The sequence below is a fragment of the Chloroflexus sp. genome (assembly GCF_034435895.1).
In the GTDB taxonomy this organism is placed as follows: domain Bacteria; phylum Chloroflexota; class Chloroflexia; order Chloroflexales; family Chloroflexaceae; genus Chloroflexus.
In genome coordinates this window covers 1-23399 of the sequence record NZ_DAOTWH010000088.1, presented here as the reverse complement: position 1 = coordinate 23399, position 23399 = coordinate 1, and the positions used below count along the sequence as shown (strand labels likewise).

Sequence of the window (23399 nt, the reverse complement as noted above, 5' to 3'; positions counted from 1 at the left end):
CAGCCCCCGAAGCAATCTCCTACTGGAGCGGGCAGAGTGGGTTACTGGGAACGGTTGCAGAAAGGGTGGGCAGTGGATAGTATCCGCTCGATTGCTGTCATTGCGCGGGGGCGCAGTCCCCGAAGCAATCTCCTACTGGAGCGAGAGGAGGGGATTACTGGGATAGGAGCGTGTTGTACGCGGCGCGTCCTCGCAATGACAAGAGACGAGCGAGTGCTGCACCGCCTAGGTATCGCGCCGAGCGGCAGCGCGGCGCGATTTGCAATGACAGCGGAGCGCGCCTGCGTAACAGGCTGTGCAAATCAAGCCCAATCCTTTCAGACGAACACCAGCGAGGTTCCTATGAAACGAGTCGGTTTTACCCTTAAAGTCAAACCAGAACTAATCGACGAATACAAAGCCCATCACGCCAACGTCTGGCCAGAGATGCTTGATGCGCTGCGCCGGCACGGCTGGCATAACTACACCCTCTTTATGCGTGATGATGGCCTGTTGTTTGGCTATGTCGAAGTGCCGGAGAGCTTCGAGCAGGCGCTGGCCGGCATGGCTGCCGAAGAGGTGAATGCCCGCTGGCAGGCGATGATGGCGCCTTATTTTGAAAACCTGAGCGGCACGTATGCTGATCAGAGCATGGTACAACTCGAAGAGGTATTTCATCTCGATTGAGGAAGGGGCATAGCGGTTTTGCCTCTGCGCCCTCTGCGTGCTCTGCGGTACAGCTAACCTAGCAGACGGGAGAAGACGATGACCTTTCCTGCTCCAACTTCAGCGCAGATCGAGGCGGCCTATGCGGTGGCCCGCGAACGCTATGCGGCGCTGGGGGTTGATACCGAAGCGGCGCTGGCGACGCTGGCGACCGTGAGCCTCAGCCTGCATTGCTGGCAAGGCGATGATGTCGGTGGGTTTGAGAATCCCGGCAGCCCGCTCGAAGGCGGGATTGCCGCGACCGGTAATTATCCGGGCAAAGCGCGCAACGGCGATGAGCTGCGGAGCGATCTCGATCTGGTGTACCGTTTGTTGCCGGGCCGCCATCGCTTGAACCTGCACGCAATCTATGCCGAAACCGGCGGCGTGAAGGTTAGCCGTGACGAGCTGCGCCCTGAACACTTTGCCACATGGCTCGATTGGGCGAAGGCCAACGGTCACGGTATCGACTTCAACCCAACCTGCTTTTCACACCCGCTGGCCGCTGATGGGATGACGTTGGCCCATCCCGATCCCGCCATTCGCCGTTTCTGGATTGACCACTGCATCGCATGCCGCCAGATCGGCGCATACTTTGGCCGTGAACTCGGCACGCCTTGCGTCACGAATATCTGGATTCCTGATGGTATGAAGGATACGCCGGTTGACCGGTTAGGGCCGCGCCAGCGCCTGCGCGAGTCACTCGACGCGATTCTGGCCGAGCCGCTCGATCCGGCTCACAATCGTGACGCGGTGGAAGCCAAGCTCTTCGGCATCGGTTCTGAGAGCTATGTCGTTGGCTCGCACGAATTCTACCTCGGCTACGCCGTCAGTCATCCCGGCCTGTTGCTCTGTCTTGATAGCGGCCATTTCCATCCCACCGAGACTATCTCGGATAAAATCTCATCGGTTTTGTTGTTTGTCGATGAACTGTTGCTGCATGTCAGCCGGGGCGTGCGCTGGGATAGCGATCACGTCGTGACCTTCTCTGACGAAACCCAAGCGATAATGCAAGAGGTGGTGCGCGGCGGTTTTCTCACTCGCACGCACATTGGTCTCGATTTCTTTGATGCTAGCATCAACCGGGTTGCGGCATGGACGATTGGCGCGCGGAATGCGTTGCGCGCCTTGCTCGTAGCGTTGCTCGAACCCACGGCCCGGTTGCGCGAACTCGAACTGGCTGGCGATACGACGGCTCGCCTTGCGTTGCTCGAAGAGCTAAAGGGAATGCCATGGCAGGCAGTGTGGGATGTCTACTGCTATCGCAATGATGTGCCAGCCGGGGTGAGTTTTCTCAACGAGATTAAGCGCTACGAAGCCGAGGTATTGGCTGCGCGCTGATCCTCGCAACAATGCTGCTCGCACGCTTGTCTACCGAAACAGGGAGTTTCCTGATGAACACAGATACCACTCGTTTTCGCCACGTCTCTTACGGTTGGGATGCAGCGTATGCTGCGACGCTCGATCCGGTGGCCCGGCTGGTCTATCGCTCGAACCTGCTCGGCAGCGATCAGCGCATCACCAATACCGGCGGCGGCAATACGTCGGCCAAAATCAGCGAGCGCGATCCGCTGACCGGTGCGCCGGTTGAGGTGTTGTGGGTGAAGGGGTCGGGCGGCGACCTGCGCACCAGCACGCGCGCCAATTTTGCCTCGCTTGAGTTGAACAAGCTGCGCGAATTGCGCGCGATCTATCTGCGCGATCCCAACCGTGGCCCGAAAACCGCCATCGAAGACGCGATGGTTGATCTCTACCCCCATTGCACCTTCAATCTCAACCCGCGCGCATCGTCGATCGATACCCCGCTGCATGCCTTCATTCCCTACCGCCACGTCGATCACATGCATCCCAATGCGGTGATCGCAATTGCCGCCTCGCGCAATGGCGAGCGGCTGACGCGCGATATCTACGGCGATGAGGTGATTTGGACGCCGTGGCAGCGGCCCGGTTTTGATTTGGGCATGACGCTGGAACGGATTTGCCGCGAGCATCCGCAGGCGAAGGGGGTGATTCTGGGCGGGCACGGCTTGATCAATTGGGCCGATGATGATCAAGAGTGCTACGAGCGCACGCTCGAGCTGATCGAGCGCGCGGCGCGCTATATTGAAGAGCGTGATCGCGGTGACGCAACTTTCGGCGGGCCAAAGTATGCTGCGTTACCGCTCACCGAGCGACGGGAGACGCTAGCGGCCATCTTGCCGTGGCTGCGCGGCCAGATCAGCCGTCAGCGCCGGTTTATCGCTACTATTCAAGACGATGACCGCACTCTGCGCTTCGTCAATAGCGTTGATGCACCGCGCTTGGCCGAGCTGGGCACCAGTTGCCCCGACCATTTCCTGCGCACCAAGATTAAGCCGCTCTATATTGACTGGAACCCGCAGGCCGAGAGTCTGGCCGATCTGCGCCGCAAGCTGGCTGATGGGCTTGAGGGCTATCGCGCCGATTACACCCGCTACTACGAAACCCACCGCCATCCCGATTCGCCGCCGATGCGCGATCCAAACCCGACCGTCATTCTTATTCCCGGTTTGGGCATGATTGCGTGGGGCAAAGACAAGAGCGAGTCGCGGGTGACTGCCGAGTTTTACACGGCGGCGATCGAGGTGATGCGCGGGGCCGAGGCGATTGATGAGTATGTGGCGCTGCCGCTGCAAGAGGCGTTTGATATCGAGTATTGGCAGCTCGAAGAGGCGAAGCTGCGCCGCATGCCGCCGGAAAAAGAGCTGGCCCGGCAGGTGATTGCAGTGGTGGGGGGCGGCAGCGGGATTGGGCGCGAGGTGGCGCTGCGCTTGGCCAACGAAGGGGCGCATATCGTGTGCGTTGACAAAGACGGCGCTGCAGCGCAGGCGACAGCGCAGGCCATCATCGAACAGCACGGCATGGGGATCGGCGTCGCCGGCAGTGATATTTCGGCCTGCGGCCCGGCCATCGGCTTGGTAGCCGACATCACCGACCGCGCAAGCGTGCGCGCTATGCTCCAGCAAGCAACGCTGGCCTATGGCGGCCTCGACGCGGTGGCCGTCACTGCCGGCATCTTTGTCGCTCCCGATGCCGAAGGCCGCATCCGCGACGAGCAATGGGCGCTGACCTTCGCAATCAACGTGACCGGCCACTATCTGGTGGCCGACGAAGCCGCCAAGCTCTGGCGCGAGCAGGGTTTGCCGGCTAATCTGGTGCTAACTACCTCGGTCAATGCCGTGGTAGCCAAGAAGGGATCGTTGGCCTATGACACCAGCAAAGCCGCCGCCAATCACCTTATTCGCGAATTGGCCATCGAACTCGCGCCGCTAGTGCGGGTCAACGGCGTCGCGCCGGCGACGGTCGTGCAAGGCAGCGGCATGTTCCCGCGTGATCGGGTGATTGCCTCGCTCACCAAATACGGCATTCCCTTCACCCTCGATGAACCTACTGAGACGCTAACCGAGAAACTGGCCCGCTTCTACGCCGAACGGTCGCTGCTCAAGCGTCCGATTACACCGGCTGATCAGGCTGAAGCCTTCTTCTTGCTGCTCAGCCAGCGTCTCAGCCAGACGACCGGCCAGATCATTACGGTTGACGGTGGCTTGCACGAGGCCTTCTTGCGGTGATATTGAGGAAGCATTATGCCCGAATTAGCCCACTTTATTGCGGTTGACATCGGCGCTTCCGGCGGGAGGATGATCTTGGGCCGCTGGGACGGCAGCCGGCTGGCGCTCGATGAACTCCACCGCTTTCCGAATGGGATGGACGAACGCGATGGCCATCTGTTTTGGGATGCCAACCGGCTCTGGCGCGAGGTGCAGCACGGGTTGCGCCAGTATGCCCAACACGAGCATGTCTCGTTGCTAGCTAGCATTGGGATTGATACGTGGGCGGTTGATTATGGCCTGCTCGATGAACAGGGTGCGTTAATCGGCGATCCCTACGCTTACCGTGATCCGCGCAACGAGGGCATCGCCGAGCAGGTCGATCAACTTATCCCGCCGGAAGAACTCTACGAGCGCACCGGGTTGCAGCGGTTGCCGTTTAATACGCTCTACCAACTGTATGCTGAACGGCAGGGGGAACGGTTGGCGCAGGCGGCGACGATGCTGCTCATTCCCGATCTCTTTCACTACTGGCTGACTGGGCAGCGGGTCGCCGAATACACCAACGCGACCACAACAATGTTTCTCGATGCGCGGCAGCGGGTATGGGCAACCGATCTGCTCACCCGGCTGGGCATTCCGCCGCACATCCTACCGCCGCTGGTGATGCCGGGCACGCGCCTCGGCCCGCTGCGACCCGAACTCCAAGCCGATCTGGGGTTGCCGGCAAGTGTGACGGTGGTGGCGGTAGGCACCCACGACACCGCTAGCGCAGTTGCCGCCGTGCCGCATCTTGATGCGCAGAGCGCCTACATTAGCAGCGGCACGTGGAGTCTGGTCGGCGTCGAGCGCACAGAACCGCTGATCAATGATGCGGCCCGCCAATTGAATGTCACAAACGAAGGCGGCGTGTACGGCACGATCCGCTTGCTCAAGAACGTAAGCGGGTTGTGGCTGTTGCAAGAGTGCCAACGGCGCTGGCAAGAAGAGGGGTTGCGCCTGACGTGGGATGAGATTGTCGCGCAAGCCGCCGCCGCGCCGCCGCGCCGCGCGCTGATCGATCCCGATGCACCCGAATTTCTCGCCGTCGGCGATATGCCGTCCCGTATTCGCGACTATTGCCGGCGTACCGGTCAACCGCTACCGGAAACAGTTGGCGAGATTGCCCGTTGCTGTCTTGATAGCCTTGCCCTGCGCTACCAGCAGGTGATTGATGCGCTAGCCGATCTGACTGGTCAGACCATCGCTACCGTGCGGATCGTTGGCGGCGGCAGCCAAAACGCGCTGCTTTGCCAATTAACCGCCGATGCCTGCCGGCGTCCAGTCATAGCTGGGCCTGTCGAAGGTACGGCATTAGGTAACATTCTCGTACAGGCGATTGCGATGGGTTATCTACCTGATCTGGCGACCGCGCGGCGAGTGGCTGCCGCTTCGGTCACACAGCAACGCTACGAACCGTGCCATCAATGACTTCATGACGCGGAGTACGATTGCTCCGCGTCATTGCATATCAAACAACTGTGTGACGGGGTATACGTAAAGATGAATTTAGCGTTTCCCGGCAGCGTAGGCACAAAGCGTTGGAGTGCGGCGTAAATCTCGCTAATCGCCGATTCGCGTGCGGCATAGTAATGATACGCGCGAATCTGCCGCGCTCACCAACGGCACGCCAAGCTGCAGCTCACCTAGTTTGATCCAATTCTTTGGTATAGCGAATTCCTTTTCGTAGACCATGTTTATGTCATGATCACGAATAATTGTTGCTAGCCAATCGGGCTGATTATAGTCGCGACGTAATGTTTCGTCCGAACTTAACCCCCATAGGTCAAGTACATACCGTTTATTGTGGTGCGAAACATAACCAATATTATTGACAGCTACTGGCTGTTGATAATATTCTGTAACAAAACGGTGCATTTGGTACTGCTGTTGATAGATGTTAGCAGCAGCAAGTGGCGTTGACAGAAAAGTTTTGATATGACCGCTGCCTAGAAAAGCCATCCATACCGTTAAAATTACTATAGCGCTGCTTGATCTATATGTTTGAAATAAATGGATGATTATTGGTTGAAAGAGATAAAGCATCATGATAAGGATGAAAACCGAAATATAAATTTGACCATAAGCGCCATACTTGCCAAACATAACATGTGCTATGGTTGCTAGTACAGAAATGAGGGCTAATGGTTTTCTAGATGACTCTATAATTGACAAAAAGATACCTGTTACCATGAACAGGAGCAGGAAAAACACGACTGTGCCCGGTCGCGTGAAAAGCGATATAACAATGTTGAGCATTGGGCTTGGTACATCGATGTCGATGGATTCTAATAGTGCGGTAGATTTGACAATAATAGATGCTGGTAGTGGTGACAACCCCAGCGACATGAGAAAGAGCAAAGAACCGCCTACCAACAGGTCAATACAGACGATGGTTGCTAGGCCAAGCCAGCGTTTGCCTTTTGTGATAAGGAAGATCGCAGCCAAGAGCGAAATCGCTAGATTTTCATACCGCACCAATGGCGCCAAAATCAGCGCAACAGGCATCCATCGCGACAGTTGCTGATAGCGCGCGTACTCTATGAAGCCATGGGCAATGAGCAACGTGCAAAACACTTGCAGCGAATGCTCCATGCCGGTAAAGACCAAACCGAGGATAACCGAGGATATTGGTAGTAAAGATAATCAATAATGATAGAAACAAAATAATAGCGCGATCTTTTTTCGTGTTGGTGAGATCTAAGGCGACTTGTACCGTTCTTAGCAGCAGAGCGATACCAAGAGTAACCAGAATGTTGATCGCTAGTGGCGCGAAGGGGTGTGTCCCGAACATGGCCAAGAGAAATGGCCAAATGATGCTCGATGATGGTGAGGAAAATTCATTTTCGTTGACGCCGTAATGCCCTCTAGCAATATTCTCGGCGAGCGCAAGATGAATGTAGGGGTCGTCAAGCGTATAGGTTTGGTAACGCTGAAACAGCTCTTTGGGTTGCGATGCTCTTCGTCATTAGTTCTTGCTCCGCGTGATGTCGTTTAGAATGGCTAGTTTCGAATATCATAGCTGAGGCGTGATCCGGCTGCAACTCCCCCATCAGGCCTAATAGCTTTTATGACCGGGCTCTTATTCGGCTCAATCCTGCTTACAACTCGCCTATTCGCCCTAGCAGCTCTTGTGATTGGGCGATAATTGCCTCCCGTTCATGAGGGTTCAGCCGGTTGAGACCCAACACCGCCGGGCCGAGGCGCGGGTTGGCCCGCAGGCGCGTTTCGTTGCTGATGAGGAAGTTCCAATAGAGCGTGTTGAACGGGCAGGCGCGCGGCCCGACCCGCGCTTTGCGATCGTAGAAACATCCCTTGCAGTAGTCGCTCATCTTGTCGATGTAGGCGGCGCTGGCAATATACGGCTTCGTCGCCGTGCGCCCGCCGTCAGCGTTCAACCCCATCCCGATCACGTTGGGCGTGACCACCCACTCATAAGCATCGACATAGCATTCGAGAAACCAGTCGTTGACGGCTTGCGGGCGGATGCCGGCCAGCAACGCGAAGTTGCACAGCACCATCAGCCGCTCGATGTGGTGGCAGTAGCCAGTGCGCAGCACACGCTCGATGACGCAACCTAGACAGCGCATGCGGGTTTGGCCCGTCCAGTACCATACCGGCAATGGCCGTTCCGCGCTCCACGCATTGGCCTGCAAGAGGCCGGGCATCAATTCCCAGTAGCGGTAGTAAATGTATTCGCGCCAGCCGATAATCTGGCGCACAAAGCCTTCGACTGAGGCGAGCGGCGCGTGGCCGCGCTGGTACGCGGTCACTGCGGCTTGCGCCGTTTCTAGCGGATCGAGCAAGCCGATGTTGAGCAGCGGCGAGAGTTGGGAGTGAAAGAGCAGCTCGTGCTCGGAGCTCATAGCGTCTTCAAACGGGCCGAAGTCGGGCAGACGATGCGTAATGAAATCATCGAGCGCCGCTAAGGCTTGCGCGCGCGTTACCGGCAGGTCGAAGCGATCGGCAGCGCCGATCGCGTTGGGGCAGGCCCCAGCAAGATCGGCGATCGTCTGGCGGGTCATCTCGTCGGGCGGGAAGCGCAATGGCGGCGGCACTGGCCGGCCATCGTAGCGCCGGCGGTTTTCATGGTCGAGATTCCACACACCACCGGTTGGTTCGCCGTCCGGTTCGATCAATAAGCCGGTCTGCCGGCGCATTGCCCGATAAAACGGCTCCATCAGCGCCGGCGGGCGGTCGGGTGGGTAGCGTTCGACCAGAAAGAGGGTGTTGGGCAGGATCGTCACCGCAATGCCGAGTTCGGTTGCCAGACTCTGTTGGAACTGGCGAGTGGCGTATTCGGCGGCGGCGACGCAGATGAGATGGCGGATGCCGAAGGTCGTAATGTGCTCGCGCAGACCGCTAAGAAAATCCGGCGCCGCGCGCAGATCGACCTCGTAGCCGGCGGCGCGCAGTTCGGCGGCATAGTGGCGCATGGCGCTGATTATCAGCACCAGTTTGCGGCGATGGTACGGGCGTTGGTTGAGGCGGGCCAGCGACTCGATCAACACTACGCGGCGGTTGGGGGCCAAGCCGGGATGGGTCGGGCTGAGCTGGTCGCCGATGACCCAGACTGATTCAGAAAGCGCAGTCATAAGCGATTCGGTTGAGTATCATCAAGGCGTAGAGCAGGCGAATGCACCGTAGAACCGGACGGCTGTCCGGCTCCGCGATGACGCAAAGGATGATACACGCAAAGACGCAGAGGACGCGAAGGAACACAAGGGAGGGATCATAACCCTCCGCGACCTCTGCACGCTCGGCGGTATTTTACCCCCACCCTCGTCCTCCCTCAGCGGGGTTTAAGGGTGGACAGAACGCGTGCGCACAGATGTGGTTGATGGCTTTAAGATAGGCTCGTGTGCCCTCTCCCCCAGCCCCTCTCCGACTAGTGCGGGAGAGGGGAGTTCGTTTTAGTCCGTGCAGGCATCCGTCCCGCAGAAGCGGGAGATTGCTTCGGGCGCTGCGCGCCCTCGCAATGACATGAGGACGCGCATAATGACTGCAAGGCGCGAACGGTGTGTGTAGACAAAAATACCATTGCTGGCTGCCAGTCCTTTGCTGGTGTCCACTCACCCCCAGCCCCTCTCCGACGCTAGTGGGAGAGGGGCGCTGCTGCGTTCCGCTCCTGCAATGCCTTGCTCGCCATTCAGCGGCTCCCCCGCTCCCGCCATCAGGAGGGAGCGGGGCCGGGGGGTGCGGGCCACCAGCCCGCGCAGCGGGCTTCGTAACTATAGCCCGGCCCTTGGGGGCCGGGGGATACGGCAACCGCCATAGTTGCTCCTGCTGCGTGATCCCATCCCGTCTCTCACCCTCCGGGGGAGGGCGGAAGTGGCTCCGCTCCCCAGCGGGGAAAGGTCGGGAGGGGGGCTATCGCAACGGCGCAAAGGATGCCAAGAAGCACAAGGGGTAGACATAACCCTCCGCGTCCTCCGCGGTAAGAAGATATGCGCTACTGGCGGAACAGGCGATCGAGTGCGGCGTTCCACGCCTTCATCCGTTCCGGGTCGCCGCCGACGTCGGGGTGATGGAGCCGGGCCATCGCTTTGCGGATCGCGTTCGCTTCGTCTTCGCTAATGTGACCGGCCAGCGAACTAATATCAATCGTCGCGCCGGGGCGCGGTTCTTCGTGGAGCGAGGCTTCGAGCCGTTGGGCGCGGGCGCGCCACATATCGCGCTCGTGGCAGAGGAGCGTATTTTCGCGCATCGTTTCGGTGAGCGTTTCGACCATCTTGGCATGGGCGCGCTGCGCTTCTTGCGCGGCGGCCATGGTCTTCTCGAGTTGGCGGCGCAGCGAACGGATCAATGCTTGCGCTTCAGCTAATTCGCGGCGCAAGAGTTCCAGCTCGCGTTGGGTGCAGCCATTACTGGTTGGCGTCAGCTCATCCGAGGTTAACACGCCCGACTCCTCATGCCGTTTGACATCGTCGTCTCTAGTATAGCGCAATTTATGCCCGTCCTGAGGAATGATCGATGCTACTATTATACTGCATAAACCAATCAATAACTTTTGCTGGCGCCGGATTGTTGTCATTGGGCAGGTTCATCGCGATATGTACCCCAGAAATGCGGTAAGGGTCGCGGGGCCTTGCCGCCGCGACCCGTCACACATGTGGCAACGGCCACTTGCCGGTGGCCGTAGGGGGATTATGGGGAGCAACAGTGAGGATTGGGAGGATACATGTCGAGCGACGTCTGTTGCTCCATCACTCGACCTGTGAAAAGTATAGCAAGCACGGTTACAGTTGGGTATCCGTCTTAAGACTGATTTGCGAACTCTCTTGCACAACGACGTATGCGCGCTCGATTTCGCGCCGGAATGATCCCGGGATGCGCGCCCAATCCAACACATCAACCCGGATGGGCAGATCGCTGTCGATAAACGCCTCGATCAGATCAAATATCTGCTCGCAAGGCTGCAAGAGGTCATGCGGGTTGCGCACCACGAGATCGAGATCGCTGGCCGCATACGCACCGCCGGTCACCCGGCTGCCATACGCCCATACGTCGTAATCGGGCACGTGACGTTGGAGAATGGCGCGCACTTCGGTCAAATAACGCTCCGGCAAGTCAAGATGATATTGCCCACGCATCATTCTTCCTCTTCAAGCATTGGGCCGGTGCGCAATCGCTTAACCAAGGCACGCGCGTCACGAATGAAATCCGGCAAGATCGCGAGCGTTGCTTGGACGAAATCTTCACCGTAGTTGTGGGCGGTGTTGTTGCGGTTGGCGCGATAGCCGAACCACCGCTCGACTTCAGCGATCGAGAGCAGGCTGTGTTGGGCGGCGAGGCGCAATAGTTCTTTCACCGGCGTCGCTTCGAGTTTGCGGCTGCTATGACCAAAGTCGCGCAATCGCCGCCGGATTAGCTTGAACGAGACCTCTTGCGCTAGCTCGAAGCCTTTGATGATGGCGAGCCGGAAGATCTCTTGCTCAACCGCGTCTTTGCCGGCCACTGCTTGGTAGTGAGCTAACGCCGATTCGAGGGCGCGTAGCGTATTGTCAAGATGTTCGGTGTTGATGGCCATAGCAAGCCTTTGGTTGGGCAGGCCGGGATATCATCGTGATCACTATGTCTATGATGACTGGCCGGTGTCAATAGCGGAATCATGGCACTGCTTGCCAGTATTATACTCCCCTCGCAAGGCCGGTGCATACCCAACACTTGCCTTGCGCCGCTATGCTACAATCGGATGTTGATCCGTTGTTGTGAACTGTGAGGAGTCTGCCATGACGCAAGCCCCGGCGCGGGTGGGGTTGACTGACACTCGCTATTTTATGCCGCTGCTGCGCCTTGGTGCGGTGCAGCCGATTGAGCGCGGTGTGCTCGCGGCGCTCGACCACGAGTGGTTGCGGGTTGAGTTTATCCGTGACGATATTGTGCGGTTCAAGATCAGTCGCGGCGGTTGGTTTGACGAACACCCGACCTACGCGGTCTGCGCTGATTTGAACGCGGCGCCGGCGCCGTCCTTTACAGTGACGGAAACCGATGCCGCCGTCGTGCTTCGTAATGCGCGCCTTGAGGTGGTAATTGGGCGCGATCCGTTTACGCTGACAGTTCGGCGCAGCGATGGCAGTCTAGTGCTAGAGACCGCGCTCGGTCACGATGGGTTGCCATGGGCGTATGCTACGCTGAACGATGCCTTTGCGTTTCATCGCGTCTGCGCGCGCGAAGATGCTTTTTTGGGGTTGGGTGAGAAGACAGGCCGGTTGAATCGCAAGGGACGCGATTTTATTCTGTGGAATAACGACGTGCTTAGTCCGCAAGGCGAGGCCGAATTCGCTGCCGGGCGCGATCCGTCTGATCCGCGCGCGAAAAATACTAGCACCGAGTTCGACCCCTATTACGTCTCGATCCCCTTCTTCTACCATCTTGACGAGTATGGCAACGCGGCTGGCTTTTTCCTCGACAACAGCTATCGTCTGCACGTTGATTTCTCCCCCGCCGAAACCTACGGTATCTGCGCGTTGGGCGGCCAATACACCGAATACGTCTTCGCCGGGCCGCAGATGGCTGAGATACTGGAAGGGTTTACGTGGTTGACCGGGCGGTTGGCGCCGCCGCCGATCTGGGCTTTGGGTTATCACCAGTGCCGCTGGCATCGCTACAGCCAAGCGGAGGTGCTCGCCTTGGCTGCGCGCTATCGCGAGTGCGGCATTCCCTGCGACACGCTCTGGCTTGATATTGAACACATGGACGGCTACCGCGTCTTTACGTGGAACCGGGCGCTGTTTCCCGATCCGGCGGCGCTGGCGGCGCAGTTGGGCGAGCAGGGGTTTCGCCTGATCACGATTGTCGATCCGGGGGTGAAGGTTGATCCGCAGTTTGCGCTCTACGAAGAAGGGCGGGCCAACGATCTCTTCTGCCGCACGGCCAGCGGCGATCTCTACATCGGCCAAGTGTGGCCGGGCCGCACCGCCTTCCCCGATTTCGTCAAGCCAGAGACGCGGGCATGGTGGGGCAAGCTCAACGCCGAGCATGCGCGTTTGGGTATTGCCGGCATCTGGAATGACATGAACGAGCCGGCCACCGGCGACATTCCGCCCTACGCGATGCGCTTCAACGGCGGGCGCGAGCCGCACGAGCGCTATCACAACCAGTACGCGCTGTTGATGGCGATGGCGACGGTTGCAGGGCTGGCGCAAGCCTTTCCCAATCAACGTACCTTCGTGTTGTCGCGGGCCGGCTTTGCCGGTATCCAGCGCTATGCCGCCAACTGGATGGGTGACAACTGCGCGCGCTGGGATCACCTCTGGCTGAGTATGCCGATGGCGATGGGGATGGGGCTATCGGGGCAGGCATTTGTCGGCGCTGACATCGGTGGGTTTGCCGGCGATACCCAACCCGAACTCTTTGCCCGTTGGATGCAGTGCGCGGTGCTAACCGCCTTCTGCCGCAACCACAGCGCCTACGGCCACATCGATCAATACGCTTGGTCGTTTGGCCCGGCGATCGAGCGGATTGCCCGCGACGCGATCGTCTTGCGCTACCGGCTGATGCCCTATCTCACCACTGCTTTTATGCGCGCCGTCGAAACCGGCGAACCGGTGCAGCAGCCGCTGGTGTTTGCTTACCAGACCGACCGGCTCACCCGCGAGATTGATGACCAGTTTTTGGTAGGGCGCGATCTGCTGGCCGCGCCGGTCTACGCGCCGGGGGCAACCGCGCGCCAGCTCTACCTGCCGGCGGGAGAGTGGTACGATTGGCATAGCGACACGTGGCATGCTGGCGAGCAATTTGTCTTGGCGGCAGCGCCGCTCGATCGTATCCCGCTGTTTGCCCGCGCCGGCGCAGTGATTCCGCTCTGGCCGGAAGCGCCGGCTTCGACGGTGGGCTACTACCCGCCAACTATCGAACTGCACCTCTTCGTGCCGCAGTGCGATGGCGTTTACACCTCAGAGCTGCACGAAGACGACGGCCTTACCTTCGATTTCCGGCATGGCGCGTACTACCGCACCACCTTCCGGGTCGAACGGCGCGGGTCGCAGCTCACGCTACACGCCGCTGTAGATGGCAATGGCTTTGCCGCCTTTACCCGCGAGACGTTCACACTGGTGATCCACGGCGCGCAGCCGGCAACGGTTACGATCGACGGCGTGGCGCACCTGCTGGCCAATGGCCGGGTCTCGTTTGCCAATCGCGGGCAGGGGTTTGGGGTGATGTTTAATCTGTAAAGGTCTAAAATGGTGTATACGCTGCAATTTCTCAATGTATTGTCTCTAAGAGACGTATTGCGTCTTGATGGATAGTTTCTGCGATGTTGACTCCAGCGAGGAGCGTAATAAGACTATGACGCGAGTACTCATTACCACTGTTGGAACATCGCTCTTAACCAACCGTGACCGTCCTTGGGGTGGATGGAATGCGCGTGCCGGCCATCCGCTACCTGATCAGAGTACGGTACAGCAATGGCTGGAATCGGCCGATTTAGTTGCTGCAAGTGCAGAAACAAACACCTTGCAAGCACTGGGCCTTGAAGAGTCCGATCGGTTGGTGTTGCTGCATTCAGATACTCCAGAAGGGCGGTTCTGCTCACAGCAATTAGCCGTCTTTTACCGCCGGCAGTGTGCTGAGGTGATTGAGCGCCAGATCACGGCGCTTGGGTATGAACATGAGAGTTTTGCCCAACGCGGGTTACGGAGTCTGGTGTCGGTAGCGATTACGGCGGTATTAGAGGCAGAACGGCAAGCGCACAAGCCCGTGTTTTGTGCGACTGGCGGTTTTAAGGCTGAGATTGCTTTTTTAAATTTGCTCGGTGCATTGCTAGGCGTTGAGGTCTACTACATCCACGAACAGTTCCGCGAAGTGGTGAGATTACCGCGCTTGCCGCTAGCGTGGAATGTGGATGAATTGCTAGAAAAGCATCGCGACTTCTTTGAATGGATAGATGCCGAGCCTCGTCCAAGTCATGAGGTCGAGCATTGGCTGAAAAGCCGGCCTGACCTGCGCCCGTTAGTTGAGGATGCGAGTGATGGTCATACCTATTTGAACGCTGCTGGGAATATGATCTACCAAGCAGCGTTGGCGAAGGCGGAAGATCGTCCGCGTGCAAAGTGGCCTGAATCAGTTTCATTGTCACCGGATGAGAAGAATCGAGTCTCAAATGTTGGCCATCACCGGCCAAGAGGGTGGGAACAGTTTGTTCGGCGCTTGTGCGCGATCGATTGTGTCACATCGGTCATGTATGATGATACCGGATTTAGTGGTCCACCGGTCAAGATCGTGGATGCTCAATCAGGAACATTAGCAGTACGCTTTGAAGCGGCTGGGCAAGCGTTGCCATTGCGGGTTGAAACAACCGCGCGTGGTGAGGCGCAAACAGAGCTCGTAGCGGAATATCTTCGCCGTCGCATCGTGCGTTAGAACCTGTTCTGAGTAACGGGTTTGCATGTATGCAAATTATAACGCTTTCTACCGTTCAAGCAGCAATAGCGGCGGTGTCGTAACAGTCCGTCTTAGAGTGCCTGCAAGCACCGTATCACAAGGCAGTACGTGAGTAGAAATTGGCCAATCTTCGCACTGTGCTTGAGCTGTTTTGACATAGCGGCAATATTCTAAGCATCATCGCCAATCTTTTGAACAGATTGGTGATGAACTTTTCTGCGCAGTCTCTTCCTCCTGCACCCAACCATTAGCTCGGCGGATGTTGATCGAGTAATACGTATGATTGGCAATGATCAACGGCGCGCTAACCGTGCGCGATAGCTTTTTTGTGAAAATAGCGCTCAGAATGGCGGTGCGATCCGGTACCTTGGTCGTCACGAGCAGCACGTTTCGCGGCAATAGCGTTGCTCTAACCGGCGGCGCTATCTACAGCAGCAATGGCGCGGCCACCATCGCCAATAGCACCTTTTCCGGCAATCAGGCAAGTAACCGCGGCGACGGCATCTATAACAGCGTGGCCGGTACGCTGGCGGTGGTGAATGCGACCTTCTGGCGCAACCGGGCCAATACGAGCGGCGGCGGCATCTATGTTAACGGCGGCAGCGTCACGGTCAAGAATACAATTATCGCTAATAGTGTCAGTGGCGGTAATTGTTTTGGCTCGTTTGCTGCCGATAGCGCAACGAATCTGACCACTGATAATACCTGTGGCTCAAGTTTCACTCAAGTGACGGTAGCACAGTTGAATTTCGGCCCATTTACCGGTGTACCCGGCTATTTCCCGCTGTTGCCCGGCAGCGTAGCGATTGACGCTGGCGACAATGCGGTCTGCGCTGCTGCGCCGGTTAATAACCAATCGCAGAATGGCGTCGCCCGCCCCCAAAACGGCAATAGCGATAGCCTTGTGGTCTGTGACATTGGCGCCGTGGCGGCGGCGTTTGCCGATCTTTCGGCGACTAAGACCAATAATGTTAGTGGCACGGCGACGGTTGGCCAGCCGTTTACATAGACGGTGACCGTTGCCAATGCCGGCGTCGCCGCCGCTGCCTTTGCCAGCGGACAAGCGATCTTCCGGGACGATTTGCCGCTTGGCGCAACCTTATGGTACGCCGGTAGTGCAGAACCTCGTGAATGTGCCGAATGGCAGCAATATCGCATGCGCGATTGCCGGCACTACCCTGACCTGCACCGCTGATGGCGATGAGGTAACGCTTGGCGCTCCTGCGAGTTCGTTCGAGGTCGTGGTCGGCGTTACCCCTGCCACTACGGGTACGCTGGCCAACCCAGCCGCTGGCGGTGTCTGCCGGGTGAATCCTGATGGCGCTGTGGCTGAGATCAACGAGGGTAACAATTCCTGCGCCGATACCGTGACGGTCAATGTGAAAGTCTACGTGCCGCTGGTGTCGCGTTCTTGAGATAGCTTCAATCGCAGCGAGTTCTTGGTAAGGCTGTAGTAGTGTATGTTTGCCCCCGCTCTGTCTGATGCAGGGCGGGGGTGTTGCGTGACAGGCGTGTTGTGATTGCGCGCTGGTCGCGGAAGGCGTTCCAGTTTAGCGCGCTTCATAACTTCGTCTTAATCTTCGTTTGCTACGATAGCTAGCGCTAGACAATCGTTCATCTGCGAGGTGATCTATGGCGCTGTTTCTGCTTGGCACCGGCTTCTTCCTGCTCGTGTCCGCTGGTTATGTCTTTTACCAAAGCCACTATTTGCGGCGCAACATTGAAACTCAAGGCGCCGTGATTGATTTGAAGGTTGACGAAGAAGGCGCGGCTCAGCCGGTGGTGCGCTTTATCACGCAGAACGGTCAAGAAGTCACCTTCACCGGGCAGGTGGCTTTCTATCCCCCTGCCCATACTGTTGGCCAAATTGTCACGGTGGTCTATCCTCCCAACCGGCCTGATCAAGCTCGGATCAAGGGCGAAAGCGACCGGTTTCTCTTCGTCTTTGTGATTATTGGAGGCATTCTGTTCTTGTTGGGGGTAGGGGATCTTATAATGGGCTGGTTTGGCGGCGGTGGTTAAGAGGATTTATTCACGAACCTCGCTTCTACTGCTCCTTGTTGCCGGCTGCGCGCTGTTGCCTCCAACCTCGCCAACGTCTACGCCGCCGGCGAGGTTGCCGTTGCAAGTGCGCTGGCAAATTCAATACACCGGTCCATTGCAGATCGATGTGAACGCAGACGTGTTCAACGTCGATCTCTTTGATACCCCGGCTGAGACCATCGATCGACTGCGCCGGCGCGGCGTGTTCGTGATGTGTTATTTCAGCGCCGGTTCGTATGAAGCTTGGCGGCCTGACGCGGCGCACTTTCCAGTTGATGCGCTGGGTAAAGAACTGGCTGGTTGGCCCGGTGAGAAATGGCTCGACATCCGTCGCATTGATGCGCTAGCGCCGATTATGCAAGCCCGGCTTGACCTTGCGTTCAGCAAGGGGTGTGATGGCGTTGATCCTGATAATGTCAACGGCTATGCCAATGACACTGGTTTCCCGCTGACCGCCGCCGATCAAGAACGCTACAACATCTGGCTGGCCGAGGCGGCCCATCAGCGCGGCTTGTTGATCGGTTTGAAGAGCGATCTCGATCAAATCCCGGCCTTAGTCTCCTCTTTTGATTGGGTGCTCAACGAAGAGTGCTTTTCGTACCACGAATGCGATCTGCTATTGCCCTTTTTGCAGGCCGGCAAGCCGGTGTTTGTGATCGAGTATGAGTTGGAACCGGCAGCATTTTGCCCGCAGGTGCTGGCTATGAATGTCAATGCGTTACATAAGCGTTGGCAACTCGACGCCTACCGGACCGATTGCTGCGAGTGGCGGGCAAGGTCGTAACGTTTGCGCAGCTCTTATGCTGGATCTGTCTGGCGAAATACTACGTGTTGATATGGAGTGCGGCAGTTTAACTGCCGCATTCCACATTGTGGTGTTGTAACATCGACGTAGTATTGCGCATCTTACCTATCAGAGGGTTGCCCGGCGCGAGCGTCTGCCGGGAGCGTTTAAGGAGACAAGCATGAACCTTGCCGAATTTCAAGCCCAATTGCGTACCTATCCCCAGCCAGTGGTGGTGGATTTTTGGGCGCCGTGGTGTATGCCCTGCCGGGTGACGCGGCCTATTTTGAAGCGGCTGGCGCAAGAATATCAGGGGAAGGTGGCGCTCTGGGAGATTAACGCCGAAGACCATCCGGATCTGTTGCGCGAGTTGAAGATTTTTGGCATCCCAACCCTGATCGCGTTTCGCGATGGGCAAGAGATTTCGCGCCATCTCGGCGCCAAGTCCGAGAGCGATCTGAACGAGATGTTTCGCCTGCTCTCGGAAGGTAAGACCCCGCCGCGTCTGAAACCGGTCGAGCGCTTGCTGCGGATTGCGATCGCGTTGGTGCTAGTGGCGCTGGCTTTTGCAACCAGCGGCGGTTGGCCGTTGTATGTGCTGGCCGGTCTCGTCTTCTTTAGCGCCGTCTACGATCGTTGTCCGGTGTGGAAAGCGATTACCGGGTAGGTGCAAGATATCGCCAGCAAACAGAACTCTGGGAGGGCTTCATGAAGATTGCCTTTGCCACCGATGACCATCAGACAATTAGCCCGCACCTTGGCCGGGCCCAGTGGTATGAAGTCGTGACGATCGAGCAAGGGCAAGTGGTGAATCGGGAAGCGCGTCCGAAAGGGCGGCGCCATCATCAGGCAGAGGAGCACGATCATCACCATCATCACCACCACCATGGCTCGCATCATTGGTTGGTGGAAGCCGTGCCTGATTGCCAGATGGTGGTGGCCCGCGGTATGGGTGAACCGGCCTTTCAAGGGATGCAGGCTGCCGGTATCCAAGCCATCTGCACTCCCTTGCGCACGATTGATGAAGCGGTGCAGGCGTATGTGAACGGTACACTCACCCACCATCCTGAACGGGTGCATCACCGGCATTGAGCGTGGCGCGGCGTGCCTTGCCCCCGATAGATTTTGCGGTGTTCCCTTGGTAATGCCCTCTCCCCCCGGCTCCCTCTCCCACTTCGCGGCGGGAGAGGGAGTTTGCTGCAAGGTGCGAGCGGCATGGTAGCGCGGAACACAGTTGCTCCCCGCTCCTGCTGTGCGGGGGCAGGTATGGCGGCGAAGGTGCTCTCCTCCCCCAGCTGGGGAGGGGTCGGGGGTGGAGCCAATGATCAAGCCGCAAAGTGGGTAAAGGCGCAAAGCCCCTAAACGCAAAGCCGTCAAGGACGTCGAGAGCGCGAAGATGTTTTGGGGATGCGGAACAGGAGGTTGTCATCATTTCCGCATACACTCATACAACACTTGCCTCCCTTGGCTGAACCCCTCAACCGGCGTGCAATGGGTTTGCAGCCACGCACTGATCTCATTGCCCTGCACGCGCCCGCCGAAAAGTACGTAACGCAACCGGCCCGCCGTAACGAGTTTCTCTAACCCTTCCGCATCAATCACCGGATCGCTGCCGCTAAACCCTCCCATGTACAACACCGGCCTGCCGGTGACCAGCACCAACGGCGCGCCAGTCTGCGCGCTCGGCACGGCGACGAGATAGTCAATGCCTTGGGTGTTGGTTTGTAAGAAGGCCAGCAATGCGCTAGGATCACCGGCCTGATCGGGCGGGCGCTGGTTGGGGAAGGCCGATGCATCAGCCGGCGCCGGCAGACCCCTGCCGAACCCTTGCCCGCCATACGCGCCGGGCAATGCCACATCCGGGCTTTGCTCGGCCACGGTGAGCGCCGACCATGCGAGGGGGGTGATGAGAATAGCTCCAACCAGCAAGGCATAGGCTGCCGGTAACGTACTCTGCCGTTGCCACCAGCCCCCTATCAGCAGAGCGATCAAACCGCTGACCAGCCCGACTGCCGCGAGCCGCAGCCACCACCCATCTTGCCCGTATTGCCCCGCCAGCCACCACTGGAAGGCCAGCGTGCCGGTCGCCGCCAACGCCAGCGTCCACCGCACCCAACCCCGTTCCCGCTCACGCCACATCACCGCTACCCCGCCGCCGATCACCGCCGCTAACGGTGCGGCCAGCATGATCACGTAGTAGTCGTGGAAGAAGTTGGCAACGCTGAAGAAGACCAGTCCAATCAAGAGCCAGCCGCCCCAGAGCACGGCAGCCTGCTGCTCGGCAGCTAATGGCCATGACCAGCGCGCAGCGATGATCAACCCGATCAAGCAGACCAACCCGAAAGGCAGCAACCAACTGAGCTCTTTGGCTAACGGTGGCACGAACAAGCGGATGGCCGACGGCGTGCCTACCTCTTGCCCAAACATGCCGTCGCTTGGGCGATTCCCTAGCGGGAAGGGCGGCCCGCCGGCCATGCCCGGCAGCGGTTGAGCCAAAGGCGGATACGATGGATGATCCGGCAATTGATTTGGGTTGAAGCCGCCGGGGCCGGCTAAACCCGCCGGCGGCGCACCGGACGGATTGGGCTGCATCCCCAGCAGACGATTGAGACCGTTGTAGCCGATCATCAACTCGATCACGCTGTTGCTTTGGCTGCTGCCAACGTAAGGACGGGCGCTGGCCGGCGTTAAATCCACCACTATCGCCCATGATAGTGACACCGCTATCAGCAAGACTGTCGTTACGCTCAGGTGAACGATCTTCTGCCGCCATGGTTGAGGCGCGCCAAAGAAGGAGAGGGCATAGAGAGCGGGCAGCGGTAAAAACGCTTGCAGCATCTTGATATTAAAGCCCAATCCCATTAGCACGCCGCCAAGCAGCAGCCACCGCAGCTTGCCGGTCGCGGTTGCGGTGATGAAGGCCCACGTTGCCAGCAGCAGCGTAAAGACCAGCATTCCATCCATCGTATTGTTGCGATCAGTGCCGATCACCACCGGCGTGATCGCAAAGACAGCGGCGGCGACGAGGCCGGCCAGCGTCCCCATCTGGCGCTTGACCAGTGCATACAGCAGCGGGACGCCAAAGATGCCGGCGAGGAGGTTGGGCAAGCTGACCGCAAACCCGTTGACACCCAGCGCCAGCGCAAACGCGGCTTCGATCCACAAGCCAAGCGGCGGCTTATCAACCGTCACCGAACCACCCGGTTCGGCAGCGACAAAGAAGAAGTTAGGCCACGATTGCAGCATTGCCTTGACCGCCGCGGTGTAGTACGCATTGGCGTCGCCGATCGCTTGGATGTTGAAGAAATGCAAACCAGCGGAGAGCGCCATCAGCGCCAGCAGCACGGCGCGGTTGAAGGTTAGCCCCCGCCAGCGTGGCCGTTCCAGCCATGAAGCAGGTTCAGGCGACGGTTGGGTGGCTGTGGAAGCGTTCATTGCAATGTGTCCGCTATACGCCGAACGTTGGTGTTACGCCGAGTATGACCTGATTCTGTATAAGCCGCTGCAATTATGCACTCTCTCGACAGGACGCAGTTATAGCTACTCGTTGTGAGTTATATATGCTGTTGAATAGCATGGCAACGATTACTTTGGTATGTAAGCGAAAGCTGAGTTCACTTTTGTTCCCTTTGTTCTTATATGGCTAGTACAGCTACATTTATATTAAAAACGAGTTATCTTATAATGACCGACAATACAGTACTTTAGCTTACGCACCGTCAACACCTCTTGCTTTGGAGGACGGATTTGTATGGATTTGAAGCAACACATTGAGGAGATTCGGAATGGTATTACAAGTGGTCGATTCGCTAACGAAGCCTCGGTCTCCCAAGGAATCGTTCTTCGCCTCCTGAGCGCGTTGTCTTGGCCATGCTACGATATACAAATTGTTTGTCCTGAATACTCCTTGGCTGGCGGTCGAGTCGATTACGTCACTATGTGATCATTCTGGTAAGCCAAAAGTGTTTCTCGAGGTTAAGCAAGTTGGCAAAAGTGAAGGCACTGAGAGACAACTATTTGAATATGCTTTTCATGTTGGCGTTCCCTTAGCCGTTTTGACTGATGGACGTGAATGGAATTTCTTTTTGCCCGGTGAGCGGGGTGATTACGGTGAACGAAGAGTCTATAAACTTGATATTATTGAACGCGACATCTCTGAATGTGTTACTCGTCTCAATCGCTATCTCAATTACAATGATGTTCTATCCGGTAAAGCTATTGAGGCAGCCCGTGAAGACTATCGGAATGCGTCACGCGATCGGCAAATACGTGATACTTTACCGAAAGCTATGGCCAAGCTGATTGGCGATGAAGATGATTTATTGCTAGAACTTATCGCTGATCAGGTCGCAAGTCTCTGTGGTTATAAGCCGGATTTAGATATAGTAGCTCGTTTTCTCAAAGAGCGTGTTCGAATAATAGATCGGCCTACTACTGAATCCTTACCTCCTATTTTGCCTGAAGGCTGTCCACAAGGTTTTTTGGGTTTTCGTTTCAAAGGGCGTGATTATCGCATTTCAAAAGCTAAGGATGTGTTGATTCAGGTTTTTGAAGTTTTGTCTGAACATGATCCGGCGTTCCCGGAACGATTTGCTGCCTTGCCGACGCATGGACATAAACGTCGTTATTTGGCGCGAACGAAACAAGAGCTTTATCCCGATCGGTCTGATCTATGCGACTTGTCTGTGAGACTGAAATCAGGATGGTTTTTGGGTACTAATTATGGTCGTTATGAAATCAAGAAATTATTAGAATGACATGTCAGGTAGCTAAAATTAAATATGGTCAAGATTTGGCAGTTTGTCTTGATGAATGATAATTAGAATTTGCTTTGCAGAGAAAATATCTTCTCGTCAGTTTATTGACTGCTTGCTGTAGTTGTTGTGGTACATTCACCGCAAGTTGCCGGTCAGCTCACGCCGTTTGTGAAATGCAAGCGGCGTGAGCTAAATGCATCCATACTTGCGAAATGGTCTGAACGAGGTTAACTATTCCTATTCGTTGTACTCACACTCCCCAACCACGCTACCACCTCTTCCCGCGCGATCACCGTCGCTTGAGCTTCGGTGCGCCGGCGCACTTCGACTTGCCCGGCGGCCAGCAGTTTCTCGCTTACCACCACTCGCCACGGTGCGCCGATCAGGTCGGCATCGTTAAACTTCACCCCCGCCCGTTCATCTCGGTCGTCGAGCAGCACGGCCAACCCGGCAGCGCGCAGGTCATCGGCGAGCGCTTGCCCGGCGGTTGCCACCGCGTCACTCCGGCCCAGCGTGATCACATGCGCATCTACCGGCGCGATTGCCGCCGGCCAGACGATGCCGCGTTCGTCGTGGCGCTGCTCGACGGCGAGGTGTAGCAGCGGTTCGAGATCGAGTTCGATCCCGGCAAGGTACAAT

20 protein-coding genes are annotated in these 23399 nt (G+C 57.6%); 13 read left to right on the top strand and 7 right to left on the bottom strand.

The features are described from left to right. Positions 1-342: 342 nt before the first annotated feature. The 4 genes from U9R81_RS05345 (at position 343) to U9R81_RS05330 (ending at position 5720) form a co-directional block, all read left to right on the top strand. Positions 343-666 carry an L-rhamnose mutarotase gene (locus U9R81_RS05345; RefSeq protein WP_322494485.1) on the top strand — a complete coding sequence of 108 codons (324 nt, stop codon included), beginning with the start codon at positions 343-345 and terminating at the stop codon, positions 664-666. Between the two features lie 78 nt (positions 667-744). Then, positions 745-2025, top strand: coding sequence for an L-rhamnose isomerase (locus tag U9R81_RS05340; RefSeq protein WP_322494484.1), 1281 nt, complete (start codon positions 745-747; stop codon positions 2023-2025). A 53-nt stretch (positions 2026-2078) separates the two neighbouring features. After that, on the top strand, positions 2079-4271 hold the full coding sequence (locus U9R81_RS05335; protein ID WP_322494483.1) for a bifunctional rhamnulose-1-phosphate aldolase/short-chain dehydrogenase: 2193 nt from the start codon (positions 2079-2081) through the stop codon (positions 4269-4271). A gap of 15 nt (positions 4272-4286) precedes the next feature. After that, the gene (locus U9R81_RS05330; protein WP_322494482.1) at positions 4287-5720 is read left to right on the top strand and encodes a rhamnulokinase family protein; all 1434 of its coding nucleotides are present in this window, start codon (positions 4287-4289) and stop codon (positions 5718-5720) included. A gap of 132 nt (positions 5721-5852) precedes the next feature. Here U9R81_RS05330 and U9R81_RS05325 read toward each other — a convergent pair whose 3' ends face one another. The 5 genes from U9R81_RS05325 to U9R81_RS05305 form a co-directional block, all read right to left on the bottom strand. Next, complete coding sequence (locus U9R81_RS05325; protein WP_322494481.1) at positions 5853-6884, bottom strand: hypothetical protein; 1032 nt, start codon at positions 6882-6884, stop codon at positions 5853-5855. 506 nt (positions 6885-7390) lie between these two features. Further along, positions 7391-8884, bottom strand: a complete 1494-nt coding sequence (locus U9R81_RS05320) for a cryptochrome/photolyase family protein (RefSeq protein ID WP_322494480.1) — start codon at positions 8882-8884, stop codon at positions 7391-7393. A gap of 857 nt (positions 8885-9741) precedes the next feature. Further along, positions 9742-10188 (bottom strand): hypothetical protein, encoded by a 447-nt coding sequence (locus tag U9R81_RS05315; protein ID WP_322494479.1) that lies wholly within the window; start codon positions 10186-10188, stop codon positions 9742-9744. A 340-nt stretch (positions 10189-10528) separates the two neighbouring features. Next, positions 10529-10882, bottom strand: a complete 354-nt coding sequence (locus U9R81_RS05310) for a nucleotidyltransferase family protein (RefSeq protein ID WP_416180936.1) — start codon at positions 10880-10882, stop codon at positions 10529-10531. After that, positions 10882-11319: a nucleotidyltransferase substrate binding protein gene (locus U9R81_RS05305; RefSeq protein ID WP_322494477.1), complete on the bottom strand. Its 438-nt coding sequence runs from the start codon at positions 11317-11319 to the stop codon at positions 10882-10884. Before U9R81_RS05305 ends, U9R81_RS05310 begins: the two co-directional genes overlap by 1 nt. A 202-nt stretch (positions 11320-11521) precedes the next feature. Between U9R81_RS05305 and U9R81_RS05300 the strand changes: the two genes are divergently transcribed. From U9R81_RS05300 to U9R81_RS05265, 8 genes are all read left to right on the top strand, one after another. Further along, on the top strand, positions 11522-13966 hold the full coding sequence (locus U9R81_RS05300; RefSeq protein ID WP_322494476.1) for a glycoside hydrolase family 31 protein: 2445 nt from the start codon (positions 11522-11524) through the stop codon (positions 13964-13966). Between the two features lie 115 nt (positions 13967-14081). Next, positions 14082-15155, top strand: a complete 1074-nt coding sequence (locus tag U9R81_RS05295; RefSeq protein ID WP_322494475.1) for a putative CRISPR-associated protein — start codon at positions 14082-14084, stop codon at positions 15153-15155. Between the two features lie 310 nt (positions 15156-15465). After that, positions 15466-16185 carry a choice-of-anchor Q domain-containing protein gene (locus tag U9R81_RS05290; RefSeq protein WP_322494474.1) on the top strand — a complete coding sequence of 240 codons (720 nt, stop codon included), beginning with the start codon at positions 15466-15468 and terminating at the stop codon, positions 16183-16185. A 79-nt stretch (positions 16186-16264) separates the two neighbouring features. Then, positions 16265-16591 carry a hypothetical protein gene (locus U9R81_RS05285; protein ID WP_322494473.1) on the top strand — a complete coding sequence of 109 codons (327 nt, stop codon included), beginning with the start codon at positions 16265-16267 and terminating at the stop codon, positions 16589-16591. Between the two features lie 217 nt (positions 16592-16808). Next, positions 16809-17198: a DUF3592 domain-containing protein gene (locus tag U9R81_RS05280; RefSeq protein ID WP_322494472.1), complete on the top strand. Its 390-nt coding sequence runs from the start codon at positions 16809-16811 to the stop codon at positions 17196-17198. Then, positions 17191-18003 (top strand): endo alpha-1,4 polygalactosaminidase, encoded by an 813-nt coding sequence (locus tag U9R81_RS05275; RefSeq protein WP_322494471.1) that lies wholly within the window; start codon positions 17191-17193, stop codon positions 18001-18003. The genes U9R81_RS05280 and U9R81_RS05275 overlap by 8 nt, the downstream gene beginning before the upstream one ends. A 181-nt stretch (positions 18004-18184) precedes the next feature. Next, complete coding sequence (locus U9R81_RS05270) at positions 18185-18670, top strand: thioredoxin domain-containing protein (protein WP_322494470.1); 486 nt, start codon at positions 18185-18187, stop codon at positions 18668-18670. A gap of 41 nt (positions 18671-18711) precedes the next feature. Continuing rightward, positions 18712-19095 (top strand): NifB/NifX family molybdenum-iron cluster-binding protein, encoded by a 384-nt coding sequence (locus U9R81_RS05265; RefSeq protein WP_322494469.1) that lies wholly within the window; start codon positions 18712-18714, stop codon positions 19093-19095. A 336-nt stretch (positions 19096-19431) separates the two neighbouring features. Here the strand turns inward: U9R81_RS05265 and U9R81_RS05260 are convergent, their stop codons facing one another. Then, complete coding sequence (locus U9R81_RS05260; RefSeq protein ID WP_322494468.1) at positions 19432-21438, bottom strand: glycosyltransferase family 39 protein; 2007 nt, start codon at positions 21436-21438, stop codon at positions 19432-19434. A gap of 452 nt (positions 21439-21890) precedes the next feature. Between U9R81_RS05260 and U9R81_RS05255 the strand changes: the two genes are divergently transcribed. Next, positions 21891-22760, top strand: coding sequence for a hypothetical protein (locus U9R81_RS05255; protein ID WP_322494467.1), 870 nt, complete (start codon positions 21891-21893; stop codon positions 22758-22760). Between the two features lie 227 nt (positions 22761-22987). Here the strand turns inward: U9R81_RS05255 and U9R81_RS05250 are convergent. Next, positions 22988-23399: His/Gly/Thr/Pro-type tRNA ligase C-terminal domain-containing protein (locus tag U9R81_RS05250; protein ID WP_322494466.1), on the bottom strand; the 412-nt coding region annotated here is incomplete at its 5' end.